Genomic DNA, 23,108 nt, shown 5'->3' with positions numbered 1-23,108 from the left:
TTATCAGACGTCGTAGAGGTCGCGCAGGGCGGCGTCGAGCTCGCCGGTGCTGGTGAAGTTCTCCACGACACGGACGGGCACGCCGACGTCGCCGAGCGTCTTCGCGATCTCCCCGGAGGTAAGGATCGCCGCCGCCTCGGACGCCCGTCCCCGGGCGGAGATCGTGTCGGTGGCCTCGACGGTCACATGCCGGGACCAGCCCCAGGTGTCCAGCACCTGCTCGAGGGTGTTCTTGAGGAACAGGGAGGTGCCCAGTCCGTTGCCGCACACGGTGAGGATGAGATGCCGGTCCTCGGCCTCTGCGGCCGTGTCCGGGGTGTTGCGGTGGTGCCGTTCTCCGGAGGCCTTTCGGCCGTCGAGCACGTGGAGGACCTCCTGCGCGGATCCTGCCAGGTCGAGCGCCTCGCGTGTCGAAGGCTCGGCCAGTCTGCGGGCCAGCTGCGCCATGGCCCGAGTATGGGCCGAGGAGTCCACGGCGGCCAGGGCCACGACCAGCGAGACCGGGTCGTGGGAGTCATGTCCGAAGGGCACCGGCGTGGCCAGCCGCAGCCAGGCCAGCCCGGTGCGGGCTACGCCGTCGGTGGGGCGGGCGTGGGGGAGGGCGAAGCCGGGGGCCACCACGATGTAGGGGCCCTTCTCTTCGACCGTGGTGATCATGGCGCGGGTGTAGTCGGCGTCGGCGACTCCCTGGTCCTCCAGCAGAGTTCCGGCGGTGCGGACGGCCTCCCGCCAGTCGGCGGCCTCGGCGTCGAGGCGGATGCCCTCAGGGCTCAGCAGCTCAGACAGCGATGACATGTGCGGCACATTACCACCGGGGTGGTGGTCCGCGGGACGGCCTGGTTCACTGGTGACATGGCAGACCACCAGACTCCTCGGAGCCGATGCACCACCGGTCGGATGCTGCGCGTGACCGGCCGGGTCCAGGGAGTGTTCTTTCGGGCCTCCGCCCAGGCGGAGGCCGAGGACCTCAGCCTCACCGGCTGGGTGCGCAACACGAAGGACGGCGCGGTCGAGATCGTCGTCGGAGGCCAGGGCCCTGCCGTGGACGCCCTGATCCGCTGGTGTCACCACGGGCCGAAGAACGCTCGCGTGGACCAGGTGGAGGAACGGGCGGCCACCGCTGACGAGCTGGCAGCCCTCCCGGACTCCGGGTTCGAGATCCGCCGCTGACGGGACGGGGCTCCGCGCCGGCCCGTCAGCCTGCCCCGGCCCGTCAGTCTGCCCCGGCCCGTCAGGCTGATCGGGGCAGTCTCAGGTCAGCTGGAGGCCGCGTGCGGCAGGGCGTCGTCCTCGGGTGCTGACTCCCTGCTCCGCGCCTCGGCGCCCGACGGCGGTGGAGTCAGCCCGAGCTGGACGGGCAGCGCCCGTTCGTCGCCCAGGACGTGTTCGGCCAGGAAGCTGAGCACCACCTCGTACCAGATCTTCGCGTGGTGCGGAGTGAGGATCCAGTGGTTCTCCTGCGGGTAGTAGAGGAACCGGTGGACGGTGCTGCCGTCGGCGTCGGCCGGGAGCCCGGAGCGCTCCAGCAGCTCGTACCACAGCCGCAGGCCCTCCCCGATGGGCACGCGGTAGTCCTTGTCCCCGTGGATCACGAGCATCGGGGTGACGATCTCCTCCACGAAGCGGTGCGGCGAGTGTTTCTCCTCCATGGCGGCGTCGATCTGCCGGCGCCAGAAGAAGGACGCATCCGTGGTGGGTCCGAACTGGTCGAGTGCCCACAGGGAGGCGTGGGTGACGATCGCGGAGAACCGATCGGTGTGCCCGGCCACCCAGTTGGCCATGTATCCGCCGAAGGACCCGCCCATGGCGGCGGTGCGGGTCTCGTCGACGTCCTCTCGGGCCTCGGCGGCGTCGGTGATGCTCATCAGGTCCGTGAAGGGCTTGTCTCCCCAGGAGTTCCAGCCTCGCTGGACGAACTCCTGGCCGTAGCCCGTGGACAGGGCCGGGTCAGGGAGCAGGACGCCGTAGCCCTGGGCGACCATGAGCCAGGGGTTCCACCGCCAGGACCAGGCGTTCCAGGAGTTCAAGGGGCCTCCGTGGATCCACAGCAGCAGCGGGGCGGGAGCCTCGGCGTCGGCGCCCTCCGGGAGGGCCAGCCAGGCGCGCAGTCGCACGCCGTCGGCGGCGGTGGTCTCCACCTCGGTGAGTCGACCGGGAAGCTCCGGACGCGGCACCGGGTTCTTCAGCCGGGTCACGGCGCCGTCGGTGAGAGCCACCCGGACCGCTTCGGGCGGGAAGGCGCAGCTGGCGCGCACGCCATAGACGGCGGATCCGTCAGGGGCGACGACGGCGGTCGAATAGGTGGCATCGTCGTGGGTCAGCTGGGTGACGCGACCGTCGGCGACGTCCACGCGGAACAGTGGGCCGCGCCCGTCCGCGTCCGCTCCGGCGATGAATCCGGATCCGTCCGGCAGCCAGTCGAAGGGAGCCAGCCAGAGGTCGGTGTGCCCGGTGGGGCTGAGTTCGCCGGTCTCCAGGTCCATCAGGTGCAGGCGGGGCATGGGTGCCCGGGAGGGCACCGGGCGCCGGGTCATGGTCACCACGGCGGTGCGTCCGTCAGGGCTGATGGGTCCCGGGGTGTGATCATGCTCCACGTCGTCGGCGATGATGCGGCGCTCTCCGCTGGCCAGGTCCACCAGGGCCACGGCGGTGCGACGGTCCGCGCGAGCCTCCGGGACGTGCACAGAGATCAGCGCCCAGGTGCCGTCGGGGCTGAGCGTGACCTCCTCACCGTAGAGGGAGCCGAGGCCTTCGGTGACGTGGCGCAGCCGGCGGGGGAGCTCGTCTCCGGTGCGAGGGCGCGAGGCCGTCGGCGTCTGCTCCTCGTCCACGGTGAACAGTGCGGGCCGTGCCGGGCCCAGGTCGTGGTCCCAGTGGCGGACCGGATAGGAGGTGTGGAGGATCGCGTTGACCGAGGCGTCCTTGCGGGCTGCGTGCAGGGCGGCGTGCTGGTCCTCATCTGCTGCGCCGGTCAGCAGCGGTGCGGTGACGACGACGTCGGCGCCGGGGGCGCAGTGCACGCGGCTCACGCCGCCGGGACGCCGGTTGACCAGGGCGGCCTCGCCGCCAGAGGCCGGGAGGCGCCACAGCGCCGTGTCCGAGGAGTCGCCCTCCTCGCCGGGGCGGGCGGAGGTGAACCAGAGGTCTCCGGAGGCCGAGAACGCTGGGCCTGCCTCGCCTCGGGCGCTGCGGGTCAGCCGCCGGGCGTCGCGCTCGCCGAGGGGGTCGATCTCCCAGAGCGCGTTGACGTAGCCCGTGCCCTTCCCATCGAGCGTGGTCACCGTGGTGACCAGGCGGCGGCCGTCGGGGCTCATGGTCAGACCCTGAAGCCGGGGGAGGGCCACGTAGCGGTCGAGGTCGTGGAAGTCTTCTTCTGCGGCGTCGGTCATGGGAACTTTGTATCACCGGAACGCCGCCAGAATGTTGTGTGACGCAACCGATGGTGGGTGAGTCGGCGGGCCGGCCGCCTGCGGCGGCCCTCTGCGCCGGAGGTCGGGCGCAGCTGTGACATCAGGACGGGGAGATCCGGCGACGGCACGAACCGGCCACATCAAGGAGGAGTTGCGATGACGCACCATGCCAACGGCTCACCGGCCCATCCGCTGTGCCTGCGCCGATTCACCGAACGGCCCGCGGCGATGGCCGACTTCCTGGAGCTGCTCGGGATGACGCCGCAGAGGCCCTCCCGGGAGGGTGACGCCGGCATCCTCAGGGCCGCGGCCGGCCGCGTGGCCCTGCATCAGCTGGCCCCGGATCGACCGGCCGTCACCGGGGCCGTGCACGGAGAGACCCATCTGGTCTTCCTGGCCGAAGACGCGCGTCACACCGCGGCCCGACTCCAGGAGGATGGGCTGCGCAGTCTGTGGTGGGAGCACGCGGAGCGACGCCACGCCGGGGTCACCGGGCCGTCCGGGGAGGGCGTCTGGTTCCACGAGGAGCCGGATCTCTGCACCGCGGGACCGCCGGTGGGGGCGGTGGACGGGCTGACCGTGGTGGCGGTGCGCAGCTCTGAGGACCCGGGTGCGGATGTCGCATTCTTCTCGCATCTGGGCTATGAGCCGATCCCGGGCGAGGAGTCCGAGGGGTGGCTCCCGCTGGCGGTGCCGGAGGCTCCGAGCGGGATGATCGGTCTGCACGCTCCCGGCGGAGACAAGCCGGGACCGGCGGTCGAACCGCCTCCGGGCGGACACAATCCGGCCGGACTCAACGCCCCGGTGCTGCTGGGCTTCCAGACCCCTGAGGAGCTCGACGGGGTGGCCGCACGTCTCGAGGCCGCCGGCCACCCCGTCCAACGAGCGGAGGGCCCGGTCTCGGCCTTGGTGGTGCGGGACCCAGACGGGCGCCGTCTGGAGATCCACCCGGCCTGAGGCCAGGGAGATGTCCCCGCTCTGGGCTACTGTGCGGACATGGCACACCAGCGACAGGCAGCACAGCAGCAGGCAGCACAGCGACAGGCAGCACAGCGACAGGCAGCACAGCAGCGCGATCTCAGGCGGTCCGCGGAGGGTCATCCCGATGCCGACAGAGTCCCGGGAGAGTGCACCGTGGCGGGGGCTGGCTCAGGTGAGGGCGACGAAGGGCTGGCCATCGGTGAGGACGGGCTGGCCCGCACCGCCTGGGCGATGGGCAGCGAGATGATGCGGCAGTACTACGACACCGAATGGGGCATGCCGGTGCGGGACGAACGGGGGCTCTTCGAACGGCTGAGTCTGGAGGGATTCCAGTCGGGTCTCTCCTGGGCGACCATCCTCGCCAAACGGGAGAACTTCCGCCGAGCCTTCGCGGATTTCGAGCCGGACGTCGTCGCCGCCTTCGACGAGTCCGACGTCGAGCGTCTGGTGCAGGACGCCGGCATCATCCGGCACCGCGGCAAGATCACCGCGACCATCGGCAACGCCCGCGCCACGGTGGCGCTGCGGGCCGAGGGAGGGCTGCCCGAGGTCATCTGGTCCCACCGGCCCGAAGCCACCCCGGTGCCGCGGAGCATGGCGGAGGTCCCGTCGCGCTCGCCGGAGTCGGATGCGCTGGCGGCGCGGCTGCGCGCGGCCGGGTTCCGGTTCGTGGGACCGACCACCATGTTCGCGCTCATGGAAGCCGTCGGCATCGTGGACACCCACGTGGTCGGGTCTCACCGCCGGGGGTCCTCCGGCGTCTGGTCCTGAGGCCGAGGCGCCGAGGTCGCGCCCGCTGGACCAGGTGCAGCGGGCGATGCGGGCGAGCTCAGCGGTGTCGGTGCCTCTCACGCGCGGCCACTGCTGCCGTCTCGATCTGGAAGGTGGAATGCTCCAGGCTCACGGGGAAGTGCTCCGCCACGCAGGTGCGCAGGTGTTCGAGGATCTCCGGGGCGTGGCCGTCGCGGAAGCAGCTGTCATCGACCACCACATGGCCGGTGATCAATGGGAGTCCGGAGGCGACGGTGGACGCGTGGAGGTCGTGGACCTCCCGCACATGCGGCTGGGCGAGCATGTGCTCGCGCACCTCCTCCAGGTCGATGCCGCGAGGTGTGAACTCCAGCAGGATGCGCACCGCCTCCCGCAGCAGCAGCGCGGCTCGCGGCAGGATCAGCGCAGCGATGGCCAGGGCGGCCACTGCGTCGGCCTGGTGCCAGTCGGTCAGCGCGATGACGACGGCGGCCACCATCACCCCCAGCGATCCCAGTCCGTCGGCGGCGACCTCCAGGAAGGCCGCGCGCATGTTCAGGCTGCTGCGGCGTCCCGCGCGGAGCACCAGCAGGGAGATGACATTGCCGACGAGTCCGACAGCGCCGAAGATCAGCAGTTCGAGGGGCGGAACGGTCGGGGCCGCGCTGAGACGAGCCACGCCCTCCACGGCGGCATAGACCCCGATGCCCAGCAGCAGCAGCGCTTGGACGACGGCGGCCAGCACCTCGACGCGTCGCAGGCCCCACGTGCGGGTCGAGGTGGGGGCGCGGCCCATCAGCACGGCGGCGAGCAGGGCCACCAGGAGTCCGATCGAATCGGTGAGGGAATGGACCGCGTCCGTCAGCAGCGCCAAGGAGCCGGTGAGCCAGGCGCCGGCGAACTGGGCGACGACCACGACGCCGGTGATGCCGCACACCACCGCCAGGCTCCCACGGTGGGTGGACGCCTCGGCATGGCTGTGTCCATGGTGGGAGCCCATCGGCGCCGTCCTCCTGTGCCTTCTGCTGGCTGTTCGCTGTGTCGAGCGGGATCCCAGCATAAGGAGGGGCGGACCGAGACGCCCAAGCTGCGACTGCCTCTGAGAGGCATTCCCAGCAGCGGAGCCTCCTTGCCGGTGCATTCGGCCGTCAGCGGGCAGACGACATGTGGCCGTCAGCGGCCGACGAACCACCGATTCGAGGAGGGCAGCCACAGCAGCACCACCATCGCTGCGATGATCACCAGGTCCCAGCGCATGCCCATGGCGAGCACCGACGGGTACGCCCAGCTGCGCAGCAGCGCCTCCAGGACGGAGACCGCCAACAGGATCGTGAGCAGGAATCGGACCCATTCCAGGCGCTCCGGGATCTTCAGCACCAGAGCGACCTGGAGGATCCCCAGTACCAGGGACACCATGATGACCATCAGGCCGACGAGCCCCGGCACCAGGCCCGCGACCTGCGAGATCGTGTGGAGACCGGTCAGGTAGATCAGGAACCCCGGGACCAGGAACACCAGGGTCAAAAGAGTCACGGCCAGCATGCCCGCATAGGCGATGCGGGGCACCAGCGGCATGTGGTCCACGCGCAGCACGGCGTGGAGGGCACGGCGGGGGACGAGGTCACCGACGCTGTGCGGCCAGGAGGGCGGCAGACGGTAGGACCGGGGCGGCAGGCCGGGCCGGTCGACAGAGAAGGTGTGCTGTGTGCTCATGACAGCATCATCATAGCCGTGGATCCCCGTCATGGCGGGGATCCACGGGGTGTCGCAGTGGTCGAGGACCCTGCGTGCGCCGTGCCCGATCCAGGGCTGATGCGCCGTGAGTGTCATCGTGTGGGGGACCTGCTTGCCAGGAGCAGATGTCGACCCCCTATCATGTCATTATGAGTGACCGGATGATCCCTGACGTGACGTACCCCCTCGACGGCGGCCTGCGTGCCGCATCGCCTCGTGTGCTGGCGGGGCTGGCCCTGAGCCTGGGGCTGGCACTCACCGCCTGCGGCGGCGAGGAATCGCCCGGCGCGGACCAGGACGCCGCAGGCCAGGACGCCGCGGATCAGGATCCTGCCGACGCGTCGACCGACGATGGAGAGCAGTCCGGCGAGCATGAGGCCTCTGCGGAACCCTTCGCCTCCGCCGATCTGGCCGACGCTGTGGGCAATGAGGTCGGCGAGGTGACGTTCAGCGAGGTCGACGCGGGAGTCCTGGTGGAGGTGCAGGTGCAGGACCTGGAGTCCGGATTCCGCGGCTTCCACATCCACGAGCACGGCGTCTGCGAACCGCAGTCCACGAACGATGACGGCGACATCGGCGATTTCCTCTCCGCAGGTGGTCACCTGCCCGGGGAGGGTGAGGAGGACCACGGTCTGGTCGAGGGCGAAGAGGCGCCGGAGACCGACGACGCCGAGGGAGCTGAGGAGGCTGAGGTGCCGGACGGGGATCCGCAGGACGCTGAGGATGTCCAGGCCGGTGCCGATCACCCGGGACATGCCGGGGACCTGCCGAACCTCCTCGTGGCCCAGGACGGCACCGCCCGGATGAGCGTCGTCACGGACCGGCTGGACCCTGAGCTGCTCCTGGAGGGGGACGGCACGGCGGTCATCATCCACGCCGGTGCCGACAACCATGCCAACATTCCGGAGCGCTACGCCCCGCAGGGGCCGGATGAGGAGACCCACGGCGCCGGAGATGCCGGTGAGCGGAGCGCCTGCGGCGTCGTCGAGGGATCGTGAGCACGGTCCTCCTGTGACCTCTGCCATAGGCCCCCGCCCATGTCAGAGGGGCAGGCGGGACGGCCTGTGGTCGCCTTCACCCGCGTCATGCCGGGCATGGCCGGCCGACCTCGATGGGTCTTGCAGGCCGGGACGGCCCGTGCGGGGAATTGCTCGGGCTCTGCCGCGCTCGATATAGTCGCCTTCGGTGTGCCGGGAAGACTGGTCGGCGAAGAGCAGATTCTGTGTGCAGAGCGCGTGGTCTGGGACGAGTGGGTGCAGAACCGGTTCGTCACCCGTGCCGGTCCTGCCCACGGACGCTCCCGCACGATGATGACGCCTGGACCGCTGGCGACATGTTCCCCGCACCGACAGGAGGCTCGCACCATGCACCTGCCCCTCTGCACGCCACCCTCCTGCGCACCTCAGGCCCCCTGCGGGTCTGTCGCTGAGCGCAGGCCGGGGCGGATCCGGGCGGTGGGCTGCTGATGACGGTCATGGTGCTGCTGTTCCTCTCGCTGGTCCTCGTGCCGGTCTCTGCGGCCGTGCATCGTGTCCTGGGCCGCGACACCGGGTGGTTCGCCGCTGCCGCTCTCATCGGCCTCGGCGCCGCTGCGCTGCCATGGATCGGTCCGATCGTCGAGGGAGAGGTCCTCGAGGAGCACCTTCCCTGGATCCCCACCGTCGACGTCGGGATCTCTCTGCGGCTGGACGGGCTCGGCATGGTCTTCCTGCTGCTGGTGCTGTTCATCGGGGCGCTGGTCATGGCCTACAGCGCCCGGTACTTCTCAGCCCAGAAGCGCACCAATGACTACTACATCTGGATGCTGCTGTTCGTCTTCGCGATGAGCGGCATGGTCATGGCTGATGACCTCATCCTGCTGTTCGTCTTCTGGGAGTTCACCACTCTCTGCTCGTTCTTCCTCATCAACCGCTCCGGGGACAAGGCCCCCGCACCGGCGCAGCGGACGCTGCTGATCACCATGGCCGGCGGGCTGGGCCTGCTGACCGCGGTGCTGCTGACCATCGTGGCCACCGGCACCACGCGGATATCCGAGGCCCTGCAGCATGAGGTCTGGCAGCAGGACGGCGTGTTCACCTCGGTCGTGGCGGTGTTGGTGGTCCTCGCGGCGTTCACCAAATCTGCGCAGTTCCCGTTCCACCTGTGGCTCCCGGACGCCATGGTGGCCCCCGCCCCGGTGTCCGCCTACCTGCATGCCGCGGCGATGGTGAAGGCCGGCATCTACCTGCTGCTGCGATTCTCCCCGGCGTTCGAGGGAGTGGTCATCTGGCAGACCCTGCTCATCGTCTGCGGACTCATCACCGCGCTCATCGGCGCTCTGTTCGCCATGCAGCGGCACGACATCAAAGAGATCATGGCCTACTCCACGGTCAGCCAGCTGGGCTTCCTGGTCACCGTGATCGGCGTCGGGACCCCGACGGCCCTGGCGGCCGCGACGATCCACGTGATCGCCCATGCCCTGTTCAAGTCCTCGCTGTTCATGATGGTGGGCATCATCGAGCATGAGGCGCACTCGCGGGACATCCGCAGGCTCAACGGCCTGCATCGGACGATGCGCGTCTCCGGGGTCATCACGCTGATCGCCTGCCTGTCCATGGCGGGCATCCCGCCGCTGATGGGCTTCGTCTCCAAGGAACACCTGCTGGCCGGCTTCCTCTCCGCCGAGTTCGGCGCCGGTCTCACGTGGCTGATCACCGGGCTGATGGTGCTCGCGGCCGTCGGCACCTTCGCCTACTGCGGTCGCATCGTCCTGGGCTCGTTCACCTCCTACACCGGCGCCGGCCGTCAGGACGAGGTGCTGGAGCCCATGCGGCCCGAGGCCAGCCACGAGGCTCCGCTGTCGTTCTACCTGCCAGCCCTGCTTCCGGCGGCCGCCGGCCTGATGCTGGGCTTCACGCCGCAGATCTTCGACGGGCTGGTCAGCGCGGCCGCTTCGGCGGCCTCCACGGTGGAGTATGAGGCGCACTTCCTCCTCTGGCATGGGTTCACCGTGGACCTGGCCCTCTCGGCCACGGTCATGGTGGTCGGCGTCGTGCTGGTGCTCTCCAGGACCAGGGTGGACTCACTCATCCCGCGCACCATCCTGCCCTTCACCGGGGTGCAGGTCGTTGAGCGGCTGCGCACCGGCTCCATCGCCTTCGGGCGTCGGGTCGGAGACATCACCCGCACCGATGTGCATGGCCTGCACCTGACCGTGCCCGGCATCCTGCTGGGCGGCATCTTCGTCGCCGGCATCCTGGCCGCCCCGTTCGTGGGAGAGCTGACCCCCGGGCACACGCGGATGACCGACTGGGTGCTGATCGGTCTGCTGGTCGCCTTCCTCATCGGCTCCGTCGTCGCCCAGAGCCGCACCGCGGCCGTGGTGCTGGTCGGCGGTGCCGGCTTCGTGGTGGCCGCCTGGTACTTCCTGCTCGGCGCCATCGACGTCGGCATGACGCAGCTGCTGGTGGAGATCCTCACCGTGGTGGTGCTGGTGCTGGTGATGCGCAAACTCCCCAAGCGCTTCCACGAGGTCTCCCGCACCCGCACCGTGGTCTCGGCCGCCGTCGCCATCGCCTTCGGTGTGATGGCCTTCATCGCAGCCTTCGCTCTGACGGGCCGCCGCGGCCAGTCCCCGGTGGCGGAGTGGTACCTGGAGAACACCTACGAGGAGGCCCAGGCCACCAATATCATCAACTCGATCCTGGTGGACTTCCGCGCCCTGGACACGTTCGGCGAGCTGACGGTGCTCGGCGTCGCCGGGTTCGCGATCCTGGCACTGCTGAACTCCGCGTTCTCCACCTCGGACAACGCCCCAGCGGCCTCCCGGCTGTGGGTCGGCACCCCGATCTCGAACGCCGAGGACAACACCACGGCGATGCGCATGGTGTTCAACTGGATGGCGCCGTTCATCATCCTGCTCTCGGTGGTGCTGCTGGTCCGCGGCCACTACGAGTCCGGCGGCGGGTTCATCGCCGCGCTCGTCGCCGGCGGCTTCTTCGCCCTGCGGTACCTGGTGGCGCCGTCGGACTCCGCGGTCAAGCTGCGCTTCGACTACGCGATGGTCATCGTCGGGGGCATCATGACCGGCGCGGCGGTGGGCCTGCTCGGCTTCCTGGAGGGCTCCTACCTGCGGCCGATCATGTGGGACATTCCGCTGCCCTGGGGCGGGGAGTTCACCTTCACCACGGCGCTGATCTTCGACGTCGGCATCTACCTCGCCGTCATCGGTGCGGTCCTGGTGGCGCTGGATCGGCTCGGCCAGGCCCAGCGCTACCCGGCCGAGCTCCTGCGGGCCCACCGCAAGGCCTTCGGCACACCGGAGGGCCAGCCGCACAACTCCGAACATCGCTACGTGGACCCCGGAGATGTGCCCCTCGAGGTGGATCCGACGGCCGGAGAGGATACGACGAGCATGCAGGAGGTGAGCGACCGATGAGCATCGCCATCGCCATCGGGGTCCTGACGGCAGCGGCCGTCTACCTCTTCATGCAGCGCGGCATGGTCAGGATCGTGCTGGGCTTCGTGCTGGCCTCGCATGCGGCGAACCTGCTGCTGTTCTCCGCCGGCAACGTCGCCTACCGCGGTGTGCCCTACATCGGCTCCGGTGAGGTGGGGGAGCAGGCCGACCCGCTGCCCCAGGCCTTCGTGCTGACCGCGATCGTCATCGCCTTCTCCATCACCATGTTCATGGTGACCCTGGCGATCACCACCACCACCGACGACGACACCGAGAACGAGGAGGAGTCGCCGATCATGGTGCTCACCGGCGGCACCGGCGACATCAACGACGCCGGCATGATGCGCCACGACGTCGAGTGCACCGGTGCCGCGGGCGCGGGCACGGGCGGGGCACACGCCAGCCCGCTGAGCCCGGTCCACGACTTCGAGGGCCCGGAGGATCTCCCTGACGCGCTCCCCGGGCACGGCAACGGCGCCCCTGAGCGCGGAGACGGAGGTCCCCGATGAGCGAGACTCTGGCCCCGCTGCTGCCCCTGCTGGTCGGCATCCCGCTGTTCCTGGGCGCCCTAGGTGCGCTGTTCCGGCAGAACAAGCTGGTCCGCCACATCATCAGCCTCGGAACTCTGGCCGCCCTCTTCGCCTTCTCGATCCTGCTGGTCGTGGTCACCCATGACGGCACGGTCATCGCCCACCAGGTGGGGCTGTGGGACTACGGGGTCTCCATCCCCTTCGTGGTCGACGCGCTCTCCGCCCTGGTGCTGATGATCATCTCCATCCTCGGCATCGCCTCGGTGCTGTTCGCGATGGCCACCCACGAGGCTCGCGCCCGGTTCTATCACCCCTTCGTCCTGGTCCTGATGGCCGGTGTCTCCGGGGCGCTGATGACCGGCGACATCTTCAACCTGTTCGTCTTCATCGAGGTCATGCTGCTGCCCTCCTACGGGCTGCTCTCCATGATGGGGGCGAAGCTCGGGGCGCACGGGGCCCGCATCTACGTCTCGGTGAACCTGATGGCCTCCACGCTGCTGCTGGCAGGGGTCGGGCTGGTCTATGCGACCGCCGGCACGGTCAACCTGGCTGAGCTGCACGGTGCGGCCGTGGACGACCCCGCGGTGGCGGTCGGCGGCGGCGTAGTGCTGACCGCGATCGCCATCAAGGCCGCCGTGGTGCCGGTGCACGGCTGGCTGACCCGCACCTACACGTTGACCTCTCCGGCGGTCACCGCGCTGTTCTCCGGCATCCACACCAAGGTCGCCATCTACGCGATCTACCGGATCTACTCGCTGCTCTTCGACGGCGACCAGCGCTTCCTGTGGGTGGCGCTGCTCATCACGAGCCTCACCATGCTCATCGGTGTGCTGGGCGCGATCGGGGAGAAGACGACACGCTCGATCCTGGTGTTCCACATGATCAGCCAGATCGGCTACATCCTCATCGGCGTGGGGCTGTTCACCATGCTGGGGCTGACCGCGGCGATCTTCTACCTGCTGCACCACATGATCGTGAAGGCCTCGCTGTTCCTCTCCACCGGGGCGATCGAGGAGACCTACGGCACCGGGGAGATCGACAAGCTCGGCGGTATGCTCAAGCGGGAGCCGCTGGTGGCGATCACCTTCATGGTCGCCGCACTGTCCCTGGCGGGCCTGCCGCCGTTCTCCGGGTTCGTCGCGAAGTTCACCATCATCCAGGGGACGCTGGAGCAGTCGCACTACTGGGTGGCGGCCACCGCCGTCGTGGTCTCTGTGTTCACGCTGCTCTCCATGCTGAAGATCTGGACCGGGGTGTTCATGGGCTCCGAGCCGGAGAACCTGGAGAAGCGCGCTCTCATCCACCAGCAGCGCACCCATGGGAGGCGATACCTGCGGGTGGAGGCCCAGGCGGAGACGCCGACGCTGAGCATCGGGCCGCCGACGACCACCACCACGAAGGTCCTGGCCGGTGAGCGTGCGGTGAAGATCCCGCCGAAGCTCATCATCCCGGGAGCCCTGCTGGCCGCGGTCACGCTGTTCTTCGGGCTGGGCGCGGAGCTGCTGATGAGTCTCTCGGCCACGGCGGCGGAGAACCTGTTGAACCCGATCGAGTACGTCAGGGCGGTGAGCGGCGCATGAGCCTCCAGAGACTCTCCCGGCAGCCCTGGCCGTTGCGCATCCTGAGCTTCCTACTCTGGTACGCCAAGGAATTTCTCCTGGCGAACCTCAAGGTCACCGCAGACGTGCTGCGTCCGCGCCGCAGGATGCGGATGACCCCGGCGATCGTCGCCGTGCCTGCCGCATCCCGCACCGACACCGAGTGGACGCTCATCTCGACGCTGATCACGCTGACGCCCGGCACGCTGACCATCACCCTGTCCAAGGAGCACGGCATCCTCTACGTGCACGGCATGTTCGTGGAGACCCGCGAATCGCTGGTCACCGAGATCCAGGAGATGGAGGACCGTCTGCTGCATGCGACCCGTCGCGACGTCGGCGACCTGACCCGTCCGCTGGAGGCACCTGTGGTGACCCCGGTGGACGTCGACGAGGACGAGGCAGGTGATCCGCTGTGATCACGGAGATCACTCTGGAGCTGGCCCTCGTCCTGCTCGGCGTGGCCATGCTCATCGCAGGCGTCCGCGGGTTCCTGGGGCCCCGCACCTCGGACCGCGCGGTCGCCTCGGACCTCATCTTCTTCGCGATGATCGGCTTCATCGCGCTCATCGGGCTGAGGATCGACATCGAGGCCCTGTTCGACATCATCCTCATCGCCACGCTGCTGGGCTTCATGGCCGCCATCTCCATGGCACGACTCGGATCGGGGGGACAGCGCTGATGGATCTGCACATCCTCGACATGAGCGCCCACGTGGTGGGACTGGTGCTGGTATTCCTCGGGATCTTCATCATCATGGTCTCGGCGATCAGCCTCTTCAAGCTCCCGGACCTGTACCTGCGGGCCTCGGGTGTGGGCACGTCCGCAGGCATGGGAGTGGCGACCATCGTGGTCGGCGCACTGCTGATCGACTTCTCCTGGCTGAACCTCGTCAAGGCGCTCATCGCGGTCATCGCGCAGCTGCTGACCTCAGCGGTGGGGTCCATGGCCATCGCCCGGTCCGGCTACCTCAACAACTCGTTGCCGGCGGCCATCACGCACATCGATGAGCTGCGCCTGACGCGGCGGGACGCCACCGCTGACTGACTCCTCGAGCAGATGTACGATCAGGAACTCGGCATCACCCGCTGACCTGGGGCGTCTTTGCCGCTAGTGTGGCCCCATGAGCACGGAGTCGCAGCAGGACACCCGGACCTCCGATGACGGCCTGCCCCCGCACCGCGTGCGGCGGACGCAGGAGGAACCCTCCGACGTCGCGGACGAGCAGGCCACCTATGAGGACGGCGCACGGCCCGGCACGGTGGCGGCGGCCGCGGATCAGCCGCATCGTGTCAAGGACCTCCAGCGTCTGGAGTTCGCCGAGTCCGACGACGTCCCGGTCAGGCCTCGCGCCCCGTGGCGGCTGACGGGGTCCACCTGGCGGTACAGCCTGAGACGGACCCTGTCCGAGTTCGGGCGCGACCAGTGCACCGATCTGGCCGCCGGACTGACCTACTATGCGGTGCTCTCGCTGTTCCCGGCGCTGATCGCCTTCGTCTCGCTGCTCTCGCTGATCGGAGAGGCCCAGCGCACGCAGGACTTCATCCTGGGCACGCTCGACGAGCTCGTGGAGGACGAGTTCATGGAGACGGTGGAGAACATCGTCGGCGTGGTGACCTCGGCGCCCGGGGCGGGGCTGGGTCTGGCGGTCGGCATCCTGGTGGCGATGTGGACAGCGTCGAACTACGTCAATGCCTTCTCCCGCGCCATGAACCGCATCCACCAGGTGGAGGAGGGCCGCTCCATGCTGCAGCTGCGGCCGATCCTGTATTCGGTCACGGTGGGACTGATCGTCCTGGTCGCACTCTCGGCGGTGATGCTGGTGGTCTCGGGGCCGCTGGCGGAGGCGATCGGCAGCACCGTGGGTCTGGGGGAGACGGCCGTAGTGGTCTGGGACTATGCCACCTACCCGGCGCTGCTGCTGGTTGCGGCGGCCTGCATCGGCCTGCTCTACTACGCCACGCCGAACATCCGGCAGCCTGGCCCGCTGTGGATCGCGCCGGGCGCCGTCGTCGCCATCCTGGTGATGGTGCTGGCCACCATGGGTGTCGGCTTCTACATCGGGAACTTCGCGAACTACGAGGCCACCTACGGTGCGCTGGCCGGGATCATCATCTTCCTGTTCTGGATCTACATCATGAACGTGGTGCTCCTCCTCGGCGCTGAACTCGACTCTGAGCTGGAGCGCGGACGGCAGCTGCAGGCCGGCATCGAGGCGGAACGGACGCTGATGCTCTCGCCTCGGGCAGTGAAGGCCGCCGAGAAGGCCGCGGCCAAGCATGAACGCATGGTGGCCCAGGGGCAGGCGCTGCGGATGAGCGGAGGGCAGACCTCGGACCCGGACGAGGTCTGGCGACGGTGACCAGATCGTGACCTGCGTCATGGCTGATGGTGCAGTCCTGAAACACTTGTGAAAGATTTGCTTGATAGACTCCGATCACCAGGTGACGTACGCAACATCGTGACGCGATGACGCGTGGCAGGACGGCGTAGCTCACCGCACCCCTGGGCGAGCCGCCGCACCGACGGTTCGCCCGACCGCAGTCGCGGCAGAGTCTGTTCAGGCTCCGCCGCTCGCACCCCATGAGGAGAGAATCGCAGATGCGAACACATACGACGTTCAGCCGCGGGGCGGTGGCCGTCTCCGCGGCGGCGGCCCTGACGCTGACCGCATGCGGCGGCAACGGCGACACCGGCGACGGCGAGGCGGCCGCTGACGGCGGCACCGTCTCGGCCTACAACTGTGAGCCCCAGTTCCTGGTCCCGGGCAACTCGACCGAGGTCTGTGGGTCCTGGGTCCTGGAGAACCTGTTCACGGGTCTCACCCAGGTCGACTACGACACCATGGAGGCGGGCCCCGGCGTGGCTGAGAGCTGGGAGACGGACGACAACGTCACCTGGACCTTCGAGCTCGGCGAGGACTGGACCTTCCACAACGGCGAGCCGATCACCGCCCAGACCTTCGTGGACACCTTCAACTGGGTCGTGGATCCGGACAACGCCCAGCAGAACGAGAGCTTCCACAACAAGTTCGTCGGCTATGACGAGGTCGCCGCGGGCGACGCCGAGGAGATGGAGGGCGTCCGTGCGCTGGACGACCACACCCTCGAGCTCGAGCTGACGGAGCCGTTCTCCCCGCTGCCGATGATGCTGTCCTACACCGGCTTCTATCCGCTGCCGGAGGAGGCCTACGAGGACATCGACGCCTTCGAGCAGGCGCCGATCGGCAACGGTCGCTACCAGATGGACGGCGAATGGGTCCACGACGAGGAGATCGCCGTGGAGCGCTTCGAGGACTGGGCCGGCGAGGACCCAGGGCTGCCGCAGCGCATCGAGTGGAAGATCTACGCGGACATCGACACCGCCTACATGGACGTGCAGGCCGGCAACCTGGACATCATGGACACCGTGCCGCCGCATCTGCGCCCCAACATGGAGGCCGACTTCGGCGACAACCAGCACACGTTCGACACCTCCTCCTTCACCTATATGGGCTTCCCGCTCTACCAGGAGGAGTTCCAGGACCCGGACGTCCGCCACGCGCTCTCCATGGCGATCGATCGCCAGGAGATCATCGACACCATCCACAACGGGGCGTTCACACCGGCGTCGAACATCATCCCGCCGATGCTGCCGGAGGCCCGTGAGGACGCCTGCGAGTACTGCGATTTCGACCCGGAGGCCGCCGCGGACCTGTATGAGGAGGCCGACGGTCCCACCGACGTCACGGTCTACTTCAACTCGGGCGCCGGTCACGAGGAGTGGGTCGAGGCCATCACCAACCAGTGGCAGCAGCACCTGGGCGTGGAGAACGTGAGCTTCGAGTCGCTGGACTTCGCGCAGTACCTGGACCTGCACGACAACGAAGAGGTCACCGGTCCGTACCGTCTGGGCTGGGTGCTCTCGTACCCCTCGCCGCAGTACGCGATGGAGCCCATCTACACCACTGGTGTCTCCTCGAACTACGCGCGGTACTCCAACGAGGAGTTCGACGACCTCATCGACCAGGCCAACGGGGCACTGGAGGAGGACGAAGCGGCCGAGCTCTATCAGCAGGCCGAGGACATCCTCCTGGAGGACATGCCGGTCATGCCGCTGTGGTTCCAGAACTTCGGAGTGGTCCACAGCGAGAACATCGATGGTGACAGCGTCCTGATGGACCCGCGCACCTTCCTGCGCGTCGAGCAGCTCGTCGTCACCGAGGACTGAGCCAGCCACCGCAGCACCCCTGAGGACGCGGCCCGTACCGGCCCAGAAGCCCGTGCGGGCCGCGTCCCATGCCGGGGAGGTGTCCACCCTTCACGCCTCTCCGGCACCACTGCCGCACTGCCGCGGCGTCATCCGCGGCACGCCATGCCCGCCACGCACCGATGACCCCGACCGGGCCGGCCACAAGCCGGGCCCAGCGAGGAGCCCCGTGAACAACCCCGAGCCGAACGTTCAGCCGCACGCGACCGCATTGTCCGCCTCCGACCAGCGATCTCAGCCGACGCCGAGTCCAACGCCCGCCCGCGGCCGTCTGCTCGCCGGCGCGGGGCTCAGCACCGCGCTGCTGCTGACCGCCTGTGCCGAGGGAGGCGGCGGCGAAGACGCCTCCGCCGACGGCGGCGAGTTCACCGCCTATACGTGTGAGCCGCAGAGCCTCACGCCCGGCAACACCTCGGAGGTCTGCGGAGCCCGTGTGCTCGAGCAGCTCTTCACCGGTCTCACCGAGATCGACTACGACACCTTCGAGGCCACCGAGGGAGTGGCCGAGTCCTGGGAGTCCGAGGACAACATCACCTGGACCTTCCACCTGCGCGACGACTACGCCTTCCACGACGGTGAGGAGATCGACGCCCACACCTTCGTGGACACCTTCACCTGGACGGCCGACGAGTCCAACGCCCAGGTCAACTCGGAGTTCTACGAGATCATCGCCGGCTATGACGAGCTGCAGGACGACGACGTCGACGAGCTCTCCGGCGTGCGAGCCATTGATGACCACACCCTGGAGATCGAGCTCTCCGACCCCTTCGGTCAGCTTCCTGTTCATCTGGGACTGCTCGGATTCTCGCCGATCCCCTCGGCGGCCTACGAGGACATGGACGCCTTCGAGCAGGCGCCGATCGGCAACGGCCGCTACCGGATGGACGGCGAGTGGGTGCATGACGAGCAGATCGCCGTCACCCGCCACGAGGACTGGCCGGGTGAGGTGCCTGGCAATGCCGAACGCATCGAGTGGAGGATCTACTCCGACGTCGGCACCGCCTATATGGACGTCCAGGCGGGTCAGCTCGACCTGCTGGAGCAGGCTCCGCCGGAGCAGATCCCGAATATGGAAGCCGACTTCGGCGAGAACCAGGAAGCCTTCGAGACCGGGACCTTCACCTATCTGGGCTTCCCGCTGTACCAGGAGGACTTCCAGGACCCGGACGTGCGCCGGGCGCTGTCGATGGCCATCGATCGCGACTCCATCGTGGAGACGATCTTCGACGGCGGCATGCAGCCGGCCCGGTCCATCATCCCTCCTGTGCTGCCCGAGGGTCGCGAGGACGCCTGCGACGCCTGCGAGTATGACCCGGAGACAGCCGCAGACCTCTATGAGGCTGCCGGCGGGCCCTCCGAGATGGAGATCTACTACAACTCGGGGGCGGGGCATGACGACTGGGTGGAGGCTGTGACGAATCAGTGGCAGCAGCATCTCGGCATCGACGACATCACCTTCCGCTCCCTGGACTTCGCCCAGTACCTCGACGATCTCGCGGAGGAGAACGCCTCCGGGCCGTTCCGACTCGGCTGGACGCTGTCCTCGCCGAGCGCTCAGTACGCGATGGAGCCCATCTACTCCACCGGGGCCTCCCGCAACTACGCGGGATACTCCAGCGAGGAGTTCGACTCGCTGATCCAGCAGGCCAATGCGGCCGACGTCGAGGACGCCGAGCCGCTCTACCACGAGGTGGAGGACGTGCTGCTTGAGGATCTGCCGGTGATTCCGCTGTGGTTCAACCAGCAGCACGTGGTCCACACTGACCGCATCACCGATGTCGAGGTCAGCCCGCGAGGTCTGCCGCGCGTCGAGTCCATCACGGTCACCGAGTGACACGCCTGAAGGAGGCGACCACCTGATGAGGACGCATACCGGAGGCTCCCGCCTCGCCGCCGTCGGAGCCGGCGCGGCCCTGCTGCTGACCGCCTGTGGCGACGACGGCGCAGAGACCGCGTCCGCCGAGGACGGCGGAACCTTGAGCATCTACAACTGCGAGCCGCAGAACCTGATGCCGGGGAACAACACCGAGAACTGCGGCTCCCGGGTCCTGGAGCAGCTGTTCACCGGGCTCACCCAGATCGACTACGAGACCTACGAGGCCGTGCCTGCGGTCGCCGAGAGCTGGGAGACCGAGGACCAGACCACCTGGACCTTCCACCTGCGGGACGACTTCACCTTCCACAACGGGGACCCCGTCACCGCGCAGACCTTCGTGGACACCTTCAACTGGGTGGTGGATCCGGACAACGCCCAGGCCGGCGCGACGTTCCATGACAAGTTCGTCGGCTATGACGATGTCGTCGAAGGGGAGGCTCAGGAGATGGAGGGGGTGCGCGCCGTCGACGAGCACACGCTCGAACTGGAGCTGAGCGAGCCGTTCGGCCAGCTGCCTGTCGTGCTGACCTACACATCGTTCTTCCCCATGCCTGAGGTCGCCTTCGACGATATGGAGGCGTTCCAGAGCTCCCCGATCGGCAACGGCCGCTACCAGATGGACGGCGAGTGGGTCCACGACGTCGAGATCGCCATGGAACGCTACGAGGAGTGGCCGGGGGAGGACCCGGGTGCCCCGCAGCGCATCGAGTGGATGATCTACAACGACGTCGACACCGCCTACACCGATGTGCTCGCCGGGAACCTGGACATCCTCGGTGAGGTTCCGCCGCACCGGATCGCCGGCGTCGAGGACGACTTCGGGGACAACTGGTCCCAGCACGAGTCCTCACGCTTCGTGTACATGGGCTTCCCGCTGTACCAGGAGGAGTTCGAGGACCCGGACCTCCGTCACGCGATGTCCATGGCGATCGACCGCGAGGAGATCATCGAGAACATCTTCGACGGCTCCCAGACCCCGGCCCGGTCCATCCTGCCGCCGGTGCTGCCGCAGGGGCGCGACGACGCCTGCGAGCACTGTCACTTCGATCCCGAGGCGGCGGCAGACCTGTACGAGGACGCGGGAGGGCCGTCCGAGCTGACGCTCTACACCGATTCCGGCACCGGACATGATGAGTACGTCGAGGCCATCGGCAATCAGTGGCGGCAGAACCTGGGCATCGAGGAGATCCGCTACGAGTCGCTGGACTTCGCCCAGTACCTGGACCTGCACGAGTCCGAGGGCGTCACGGGCCCGTACCGGCTGGGCTGGCTGCTGGCCTATCCCAGCCCGCAGTACGCGATGGAGCCGCTGTACTCCGCCGGGGCGCCGTCGAACTATTCGGGGTACGCCTCCGAGGAGTTCGATGAGCTCATCGACCAGGCCAACGCGGCCGACGTCGAGGAGGCCGACACGATCTATCAGGAGGCCGAGGACGTGCTTCTGGAGGATCTGCCGGTCATTCCCCTCTGGTTCCAGGACTACTTCATCGTGCACAGCGACCGTGTGACTGATGTGGACATGGATCTGCGCAGCTTCGTGCGTGTCGAGGATGTGACGGTGACCGACTGAGAGACCACCTGACCTTCGCGGCCGAGCCCGGCGTCACGGACCCTTCGCGGTCTGAGACGTCGGGCCTCCGCCTGACAAGCCCTCTGTAAGCGCACCCACCCTAGGACACCAATGACCCGCTACATCATTCGGCGTCTGCTCCAGTTCATCCCGGTACTCCTCATCGCGACCCTGCTGGTCTACGCGATGGTGTTCCTCATGCCGGGAGACCCGATCCGCGCCCTGGCCGGCGACCGGCCCATGAGCGACGCGGTCCGGGAGACGCTTCGTGAGCAGTACAACCTCAACGACCCCTTCCTCGTCCAGTACGGCAAGTACATCTGGGGAGTCTTCACCGCCGCCGACTTCGGCACCACCTTCACCGGGCGTCCCGTGCTGGAGATCATCCAGCAGCGCCTGCCGGTGACGCTGCAGCTGGCCGCCGTCGCCCTGATCATCCAGGCCGTGATCGGCATCATCGCCGGCGCGTTGGCCGCCATCTACCGTGACCGGTTCATCGACCGCCTCGTCCAGGTCTCCACGGTCGTGGTCGTGGCGCTGCCGGTCATCGCCATCGGCTTCCTGCTGCAGCTGGTCTTCGGCCTGAACCTCGGCTGGTTCCCGATCGCTGGGGCCCGCGAAGGGCTCATCAGCTTCGTCCTGCCCGGGCTCACGATGGCCGCGGTCTCCACCGCCATGGTGGCGCGGCTGCTGCGCGGCGAGCTCATGGACGCCCTGCATTCGGACTATGTGCGCACCGCCACGGCCAAGGGCATGAAGCGGGGCCGCGTCGTGGGACGTCATGCGATGCGCAACTCGCTCATCCCGGTGGTGACGTTCCTCGGCGCCGACCTGGCCACCATGATGGGTGGTTCCATCGTGGTCGAATCGATCTTCAACCTGCCGGGCCTGGGCAATCAGGTGTTCCAGTCCATCCAGGCGCAGGAGGGGACCGTCGTCGTCGGCATCGTGACGCTGTTCGTGATGTTCTTCGTCGTCGTGAACCTCGTCGTCGACCTCCTGTACGGCCTGCTCGACCCTAGGATCCGCTATGAGTGACACTGCACTGCACACCCAGGACCCCTCCCGCGACCCCCACCAGCCCAGCCAGGCTGAGGTGCAGGACGCGAAGCACACCGAAGAGGCCAGCCTCTGGGCCGATGCCTGGCGCACGCTGCGGAAGAACCCCTGGTTCATCGTGGCCGCGGCGCTGCTGGTGGTGCTGCTGACCATGGCGATCTTCCCCCAGCTCTTCACGACCACGGATCCCCGGGAATGCCTGCTGAGCCGCAGCCGCCAGAGCCCGTCGGCCGCGCACTGGTTCGGCACCGACGTCCAGGGCTGCGACTACTACACCCGCGTGGTCTATGGCGCCCGGAACTCCATCGCGATCGGCTTCATCACCACCATCGGCGTGTTCGTCGTCGCGGTGGTCATGGGTCTGCTCGCCGGCTACTTCGGCCGCATGGTGGACACCGTGCTCGCCCGTCTGGCGGACATGGTCTTCGCCGTGCCCTACATCCTGGGCGCCCTGGTCTTCCTGAACTCCATCGAGGACCGCGGCGTGACGGAAGTGGCCGGGATCCTGATCTTCTTCACCTGGCCCACCATGATGCGTCTGATGCGAGGCTCGGTGCTCTCGGTGGTCAACAGCGAGTACGTGGTGGCCGCACGGGCTCTGGGCGCTGGGCATCTGACCATCATGCGTCGGCACATCCTGCCGAATTCGCTGGGTCCGGTCATCGGCTACGCGACGGTGTTCGTCGGGATCATCGTCGGCGCGGAGGCGACGCTGACCTATCTGGGCGTCGGGCTTCAGCTGCCCTCCATCTCCTGGGGCCTGCAGCTGCAGAACGCCCAGCCGTACCTGCAGTCGCATCCGCATCTGATCCTGTTCCCGCTGATCTTCGTGGGGCTGACCGTCTTCGGCTTCATGACGCTGGGCGATGCGGTGCGGGACGCGATCGATCCCAAGGGCAAGAAGTGAGGCAGGA

The 23,108-nt window shown here is 68.2% G+C and carries 20 protein-coding genes; 16 read left to right on the top strand and 4 right to left on the bottom strand.

What is annotated here, in order from left to right; all coding sequences use genetic code 11:
* Positions 1–3: 3 nt before the first annotated feature.
* Complete coding sequence (locus tag ABD658_RS12585; protein WP_344682698.1) at positions 4–795, bottom strand: PTS sugar transporter subunit IIAB; 792 nt, start codon at positions 793–795, stop codon at positions 4–6.
* 57 nt (positions 796–852) lie between these two features.
* On the opposite strand from ABD658_RS12585, the gene ABD658_RS12580 reads away from it, so the two are divergent.
* Positions 853–1,170, top strand: coding sequence for an acylphosphatase (locus tag ABD658_RS12580; protein WP_344682700.1), 318 nt, complete (start codon positions 853–855; stop codon positions 1,168–1,170).
* 86 nt (positions 1,171–1,256) lie between these two features.
* Here the strand turns inward: ABD658_RS12580 and ABD658_RS12575 are convergent, their stop codons facing one another.
* Positions 1,257–3,389, bottom strand: coding sequence for a S9 family peptidase (locus ABD658_RS12575; RefSeq protein WP_344682702.1), 2,133 nt, complete (start codon positions 3,387–3,389; stop codon positions 1,257–1,259).
* Between the two features lie 177 nt (positions 3,390–3,566).
* Here ABD658_RS12575 and ABD658_RS12570 point away from each other — a divergent pair, with 177 nt between their 5' ends.
* Positions 3,567–4,367, top strand: a complete 801-nt coding sequence (locus tag ABD658_RS12570) for a VOC family protein (protein ID WP_344682704.1) — start codon at positions 3,567–3,569, stop codon at positions 4,365–4,367.
* 255 nt (positions 4,368–4,622) lie between these two features.
* Entirely contained in the window at positions 4,623–5,162 is a 540-nt protein-coding gene (locus ABD658_RS12565; RefSeq protein WP_344744717.1) for a DNA-3-methyladenine glycosylase I, read from the top strand.
* 58 nt (positions 5,163–5,220) lie between these two features.
* Here the strand turns inward: ABD658_RS12565 and ABD658_RS12560 are convergent, their stop codons facing one another.
* Together ABD658_RS12560 and ABD658_RS12555 are read right to left on the bottom strand one after the other, a co-directional pair.
* The gene (locus ABD658_RS12560; RefSeq protein ID WP_344682708.1) at positions 5,221–6,141 is read right to left on the bottom strand and encodes a cation diffusion facilitator family transporter; all 921 of its coding nucleotides are present in this window, start codon (positions 6,139–6,141) and stop codon (positions 5,221–5,223) included.
* 173 nt (positions 6,142–6,314) lie between these two features.
* Entirely contained in the window at positions 6,315–6,854 is a 540-nt protein-coding gene (locus ABD658_RS12555) for a hypothetical protein (RefSeq protein WP_344682710.1), read from the bottom strand.
* 194 nt (positions 6,855–7,048) lie between these two features.
* Here ABD658_RS12555 and ABD658_RS12550 point away from each other — a divergent pair, with 194 nt between their 5' ends.
* From ABD658_RS12550 to ABD658_RS12490, 13 genes are all read left to right on the top strand, one after another.
* Positions 7,049–7,873, top strand: coding sequence for a superoxide dismutase family protein (locus ABD658_RS12550; protein WP_344682712.1), 825 nt, complete (start codon positions 7,049–7,051; stop codon positions 7,871–7,873).
* Between the two features lie 467 nt (positions 7,874–8,340).
* On the top strand, positions 8,341–11,292 hold the full coding sequence (locus tag ABD658_RS12545) for a DUF4040 family protein (protein ID WP_344682714.1): 2,952 nt from the start codon (positions 8,341–8,343) through the stop codon (positions 11,290–11,292).
* On the top strand, positions 11,289–11,822 hold the full coding sequence (locus ABD658_RS12540) for a sodium:proton antiporter (RefSeq protein WP_070159276.1): 534 nt from the start codon (positions 11,289–11,291) through the stop codon (positions 11,820–11,822). Before ABD658_RS12545 ends, ABD658_RS12540 begins: the two co-directional genes overlap by 4 nt.
* The gene (locus ABD658_RS12535) at positions 11,819–13,423 is read left to right on the top strand and encodes a monovalent cation/H+ antiporter subunit D family protein (protein ID WP_311023604.1); all 1,605 of its coding nucleotides are present in this window, start codon (positions 11,819–11,821) and stop codon (positions 13,421–13,423) included. Before ABD658_RS12540 ends, ABD658_RS12535 begins: the two co-directional genes overlap by 4 nt.
* Positions 13,420–13,860 (top strand): Na+/H+ antiporter subunit E, encoded by a 441-nt coding sequence (locus ABD658_RS12530; RefSeq protein ID WP_344682718.1) that lies wholly within the window; start codon positions 13,420–13,422, stop codon positions 13,858–13,860. The genes ABD658_RS12535 and ABD658_RS12530 overlap by 4 nt, the downstream gene beginning before the upstream one ends.
* Entirely contained in the window at positions 13,857–14,123 is a 267-nt protein-coding gene (locus tag ABD658_RS12525; protein ID WP_083277381.1) for an MrpF/PhaF family protein, read from the top strand. Before ABD658_RS12530 ends, ABD658_RS12525 begins: the two co-directional genes overlap by 4 nt.
* Positions 14,123–14,488, top strand: coding sequence for a cation:proton antiporter (locus tag ABD658_RS12520; protein ID WP_237089943.1), 366 nt, complete (start codon positions 14,123–14,125; stop codon positions 14,486–14,488). Before ABD658_RS12525 ends, ABD658_RS12520 begins: the two co-directional genes overlap by 1 nt.
* 76 nt (positions 14,489–14,564) lie before the next feature.
* Positions 14,565–15,803 carry a YihY/virulence factor BrkB family protein gene (locus tag ABD658_RS12515; RefSeq protein WP_139827597.1) on the top strand — a complete coding sequence of 413 codons (1,239 nt, stop codon included), beginning with the start codon at positions 14,565–14,567 and terminating at the stop codon, positions 15,801–15,803.
* A 239-nt stretch (positions 15,804–16,042) separates the two neighbouring features.
* Positions 16,043–17,650: a peptide ABC transporter substrate-binding protein gene (locus ABD658_RS12510; protein ID WP_070159280.1), complete on the top strand. Its 1,608-nt coding sequence runs from the start codon at positions 16,043–16,045 to the stop codon at positions 17,648–17,650.
* 208 nt (positions 17,651–17,858) lie between these two features.
* Complete coding sequence (locus tag ABD658_RS12505; RefSeq protein WP_170922569.1) at positions 17,859–19,523, top strand: peptide ABC transporter substrate-binding protein; 1,665 nt, start codon at positions 17,859–17,861, stop codon at positions 19,521–19,523.
* Between the two features lie 25 nt (positions 19,524–19,548).
* Complete coding sequence (locus ABD658_RS12500; RefSeq protein WP_344682724.1) at positions 19,549–21,135, top strand: peptide ABC transporter substrate-binding protein; 1,587 nt, start codon at positions 19,549–19,551, stop codon at positions 21,133–21,135.
* A gap of 111 nt (positions 21,136–21,246) precedes the next feature.
* A complete protein-coding gene (locus ABD658_RS12495) occupies positions 21,247–22,173 on the top strand; it encodes an ABC transporter permease (RefSeq protein ID WP_344682726.1) in 927 nt (308 codons plus the stop codon).
* Positions 22,166–23,101, top strand: coding sequence for an ABC transporter permease (locus tag ABD658_RS12490; protein WP_344744692.1), 936 nt, complete (start codon positions 22,166–22,168; stop codon positions 23,099–23,101). Before ABD658_RS12495 ends, ABD658_RS12490 begins: the two co-directional genes overlap by 8 nt.
* Positions 23,102–23,108: the final 7 nt, after the last annotated feature.

This window comes from Nesterenkonia aethiopica, assembly GCF_039534665.1.
In the GTDB taxonomy this organism is placed as follows: Bacteria; Actinomycetota; Actinomycetes; order Actinomycetales; family Micrococcaceae; genus Nesterenkonia; species Nesterenkonia aethiopica.
Note: the sequence above shows the minus strand (reverse complement) of the source record. Positions and strands in the feature narration are given on the sequence as shown.

Coding starts and splice junctions, on each gene's coding strand:
- ABD658_RS12560 (WP_344682708.1), bottom strand. CDS start 6,141: ATGGGCTCCCACCATGGACACAGCCATGCCGAGGCGTCCACCCACCGT.
- ABD658_RS12545 (WP_344682714.1), top strand. CDS start 8,341: ATGACGGTCATGGTGCTGCTGTTCCTCTCGCTGGTCCTCGTGCCGGTC.
- ABD658_RS12565 (WP_344744717.1), top strand. CDS start 4,623: ATGGGCAGCGAGATGATGCGGCAGTACTACGACACCGAATGGGGCATG.
- ABD658_RS12495 (WP_344682726.1), top strand. CDS start 21,247: ATGACCCGCTACATCATTCGGCGTCTGCTCCAGTTCATCCCGGTACTC.
- ABD658_RS12585 (WP_344682698.1), bottom strand. CDS start 795: ATGTCATCGCTGTCTGAGCTGCTGAGCCCTGAGGGCATCCGCCTCGAC.
- ABD658_RS12490 (WP_344744692.1), top strand. CDS start 22,166: ATGAGTGACACTGCACTGCACACCCAGGACCCCTCCCGCGACCCCCAC.
- ABD658_RS12520 (WP_237089943.1), top strand. CDS start 14,123: ATGGATCTGCACATCCTCGACATGAGCGCCCACGTGGTGGGACTGGTG.
- ABD658_RS12535 (WP_311023604.1), top strand. CDS start 11,819: ATGAGCGAGACTCTGGCCCCGCTGCTGCCCCTGCTGGTCGGCATCCCG.
- ABD658_RS12540 (WP_070159276.1), top strand. CDS start 11,289: ATGAGCATCGCCATCGCCATCGGGGTCCTGACGGCAGCGGCCGTCTAC.
- ABD658_RS12510 (WP_070159280.1), top strand. CDS start 16,043: ATGCGAACACATACGACGTTCAGCCGCGGGGCGGTGGCCGTCTCCGCG.
- ABD658_RS12575 (WP_344682702.1), bottom strand. CDS start 3,389: ATGACCGACGCCGCAGAAGAAGACTTCCACGACCTCGACCGCTACGTG.
- ABD658_RS12555 (WP_344682710.1), bottom strand. CDS start 6,854: ATGAGCACACAGCACACCTTCTCTGTCGACCGGCCCGGCCTGCCGCCC.
- ABD658_RS12570 (WP_344682704.1), top strand. CDS start 3,567: ATGACGCACCATGCCAACGGCTCACCGGCCCATCCGCTGTGCCTGCGC.
- ABD658_RS12580 (WP_344682700.1), top strand. CDS start 853: ATGGCAGACCACCAGACTCCTCGGAGCCGATGCACCACCGGTCGGATG.
- ABD658_RS12500 (WP_344682724.1), top strand. CDS start 19,549: ATGAGGACGCATACCGGAGGCTCCCGCCTCGCCGCCGTCGGAGCCGGC.
- ABD658_RS12515 (WP_139827597.1), top strand. CDS start 14,565: ATGAGCACGGAGTCGCAGCAGGACACCCGGACCTCCGATGACGGCCTG.
- ABD658_RS12530 (WP_344682718.1), top strand. CDS start 13,420: ATGAGCCTCCAGAGACTCTCCCGGCAGCCCTGGCCGTTGCGCATCCTG.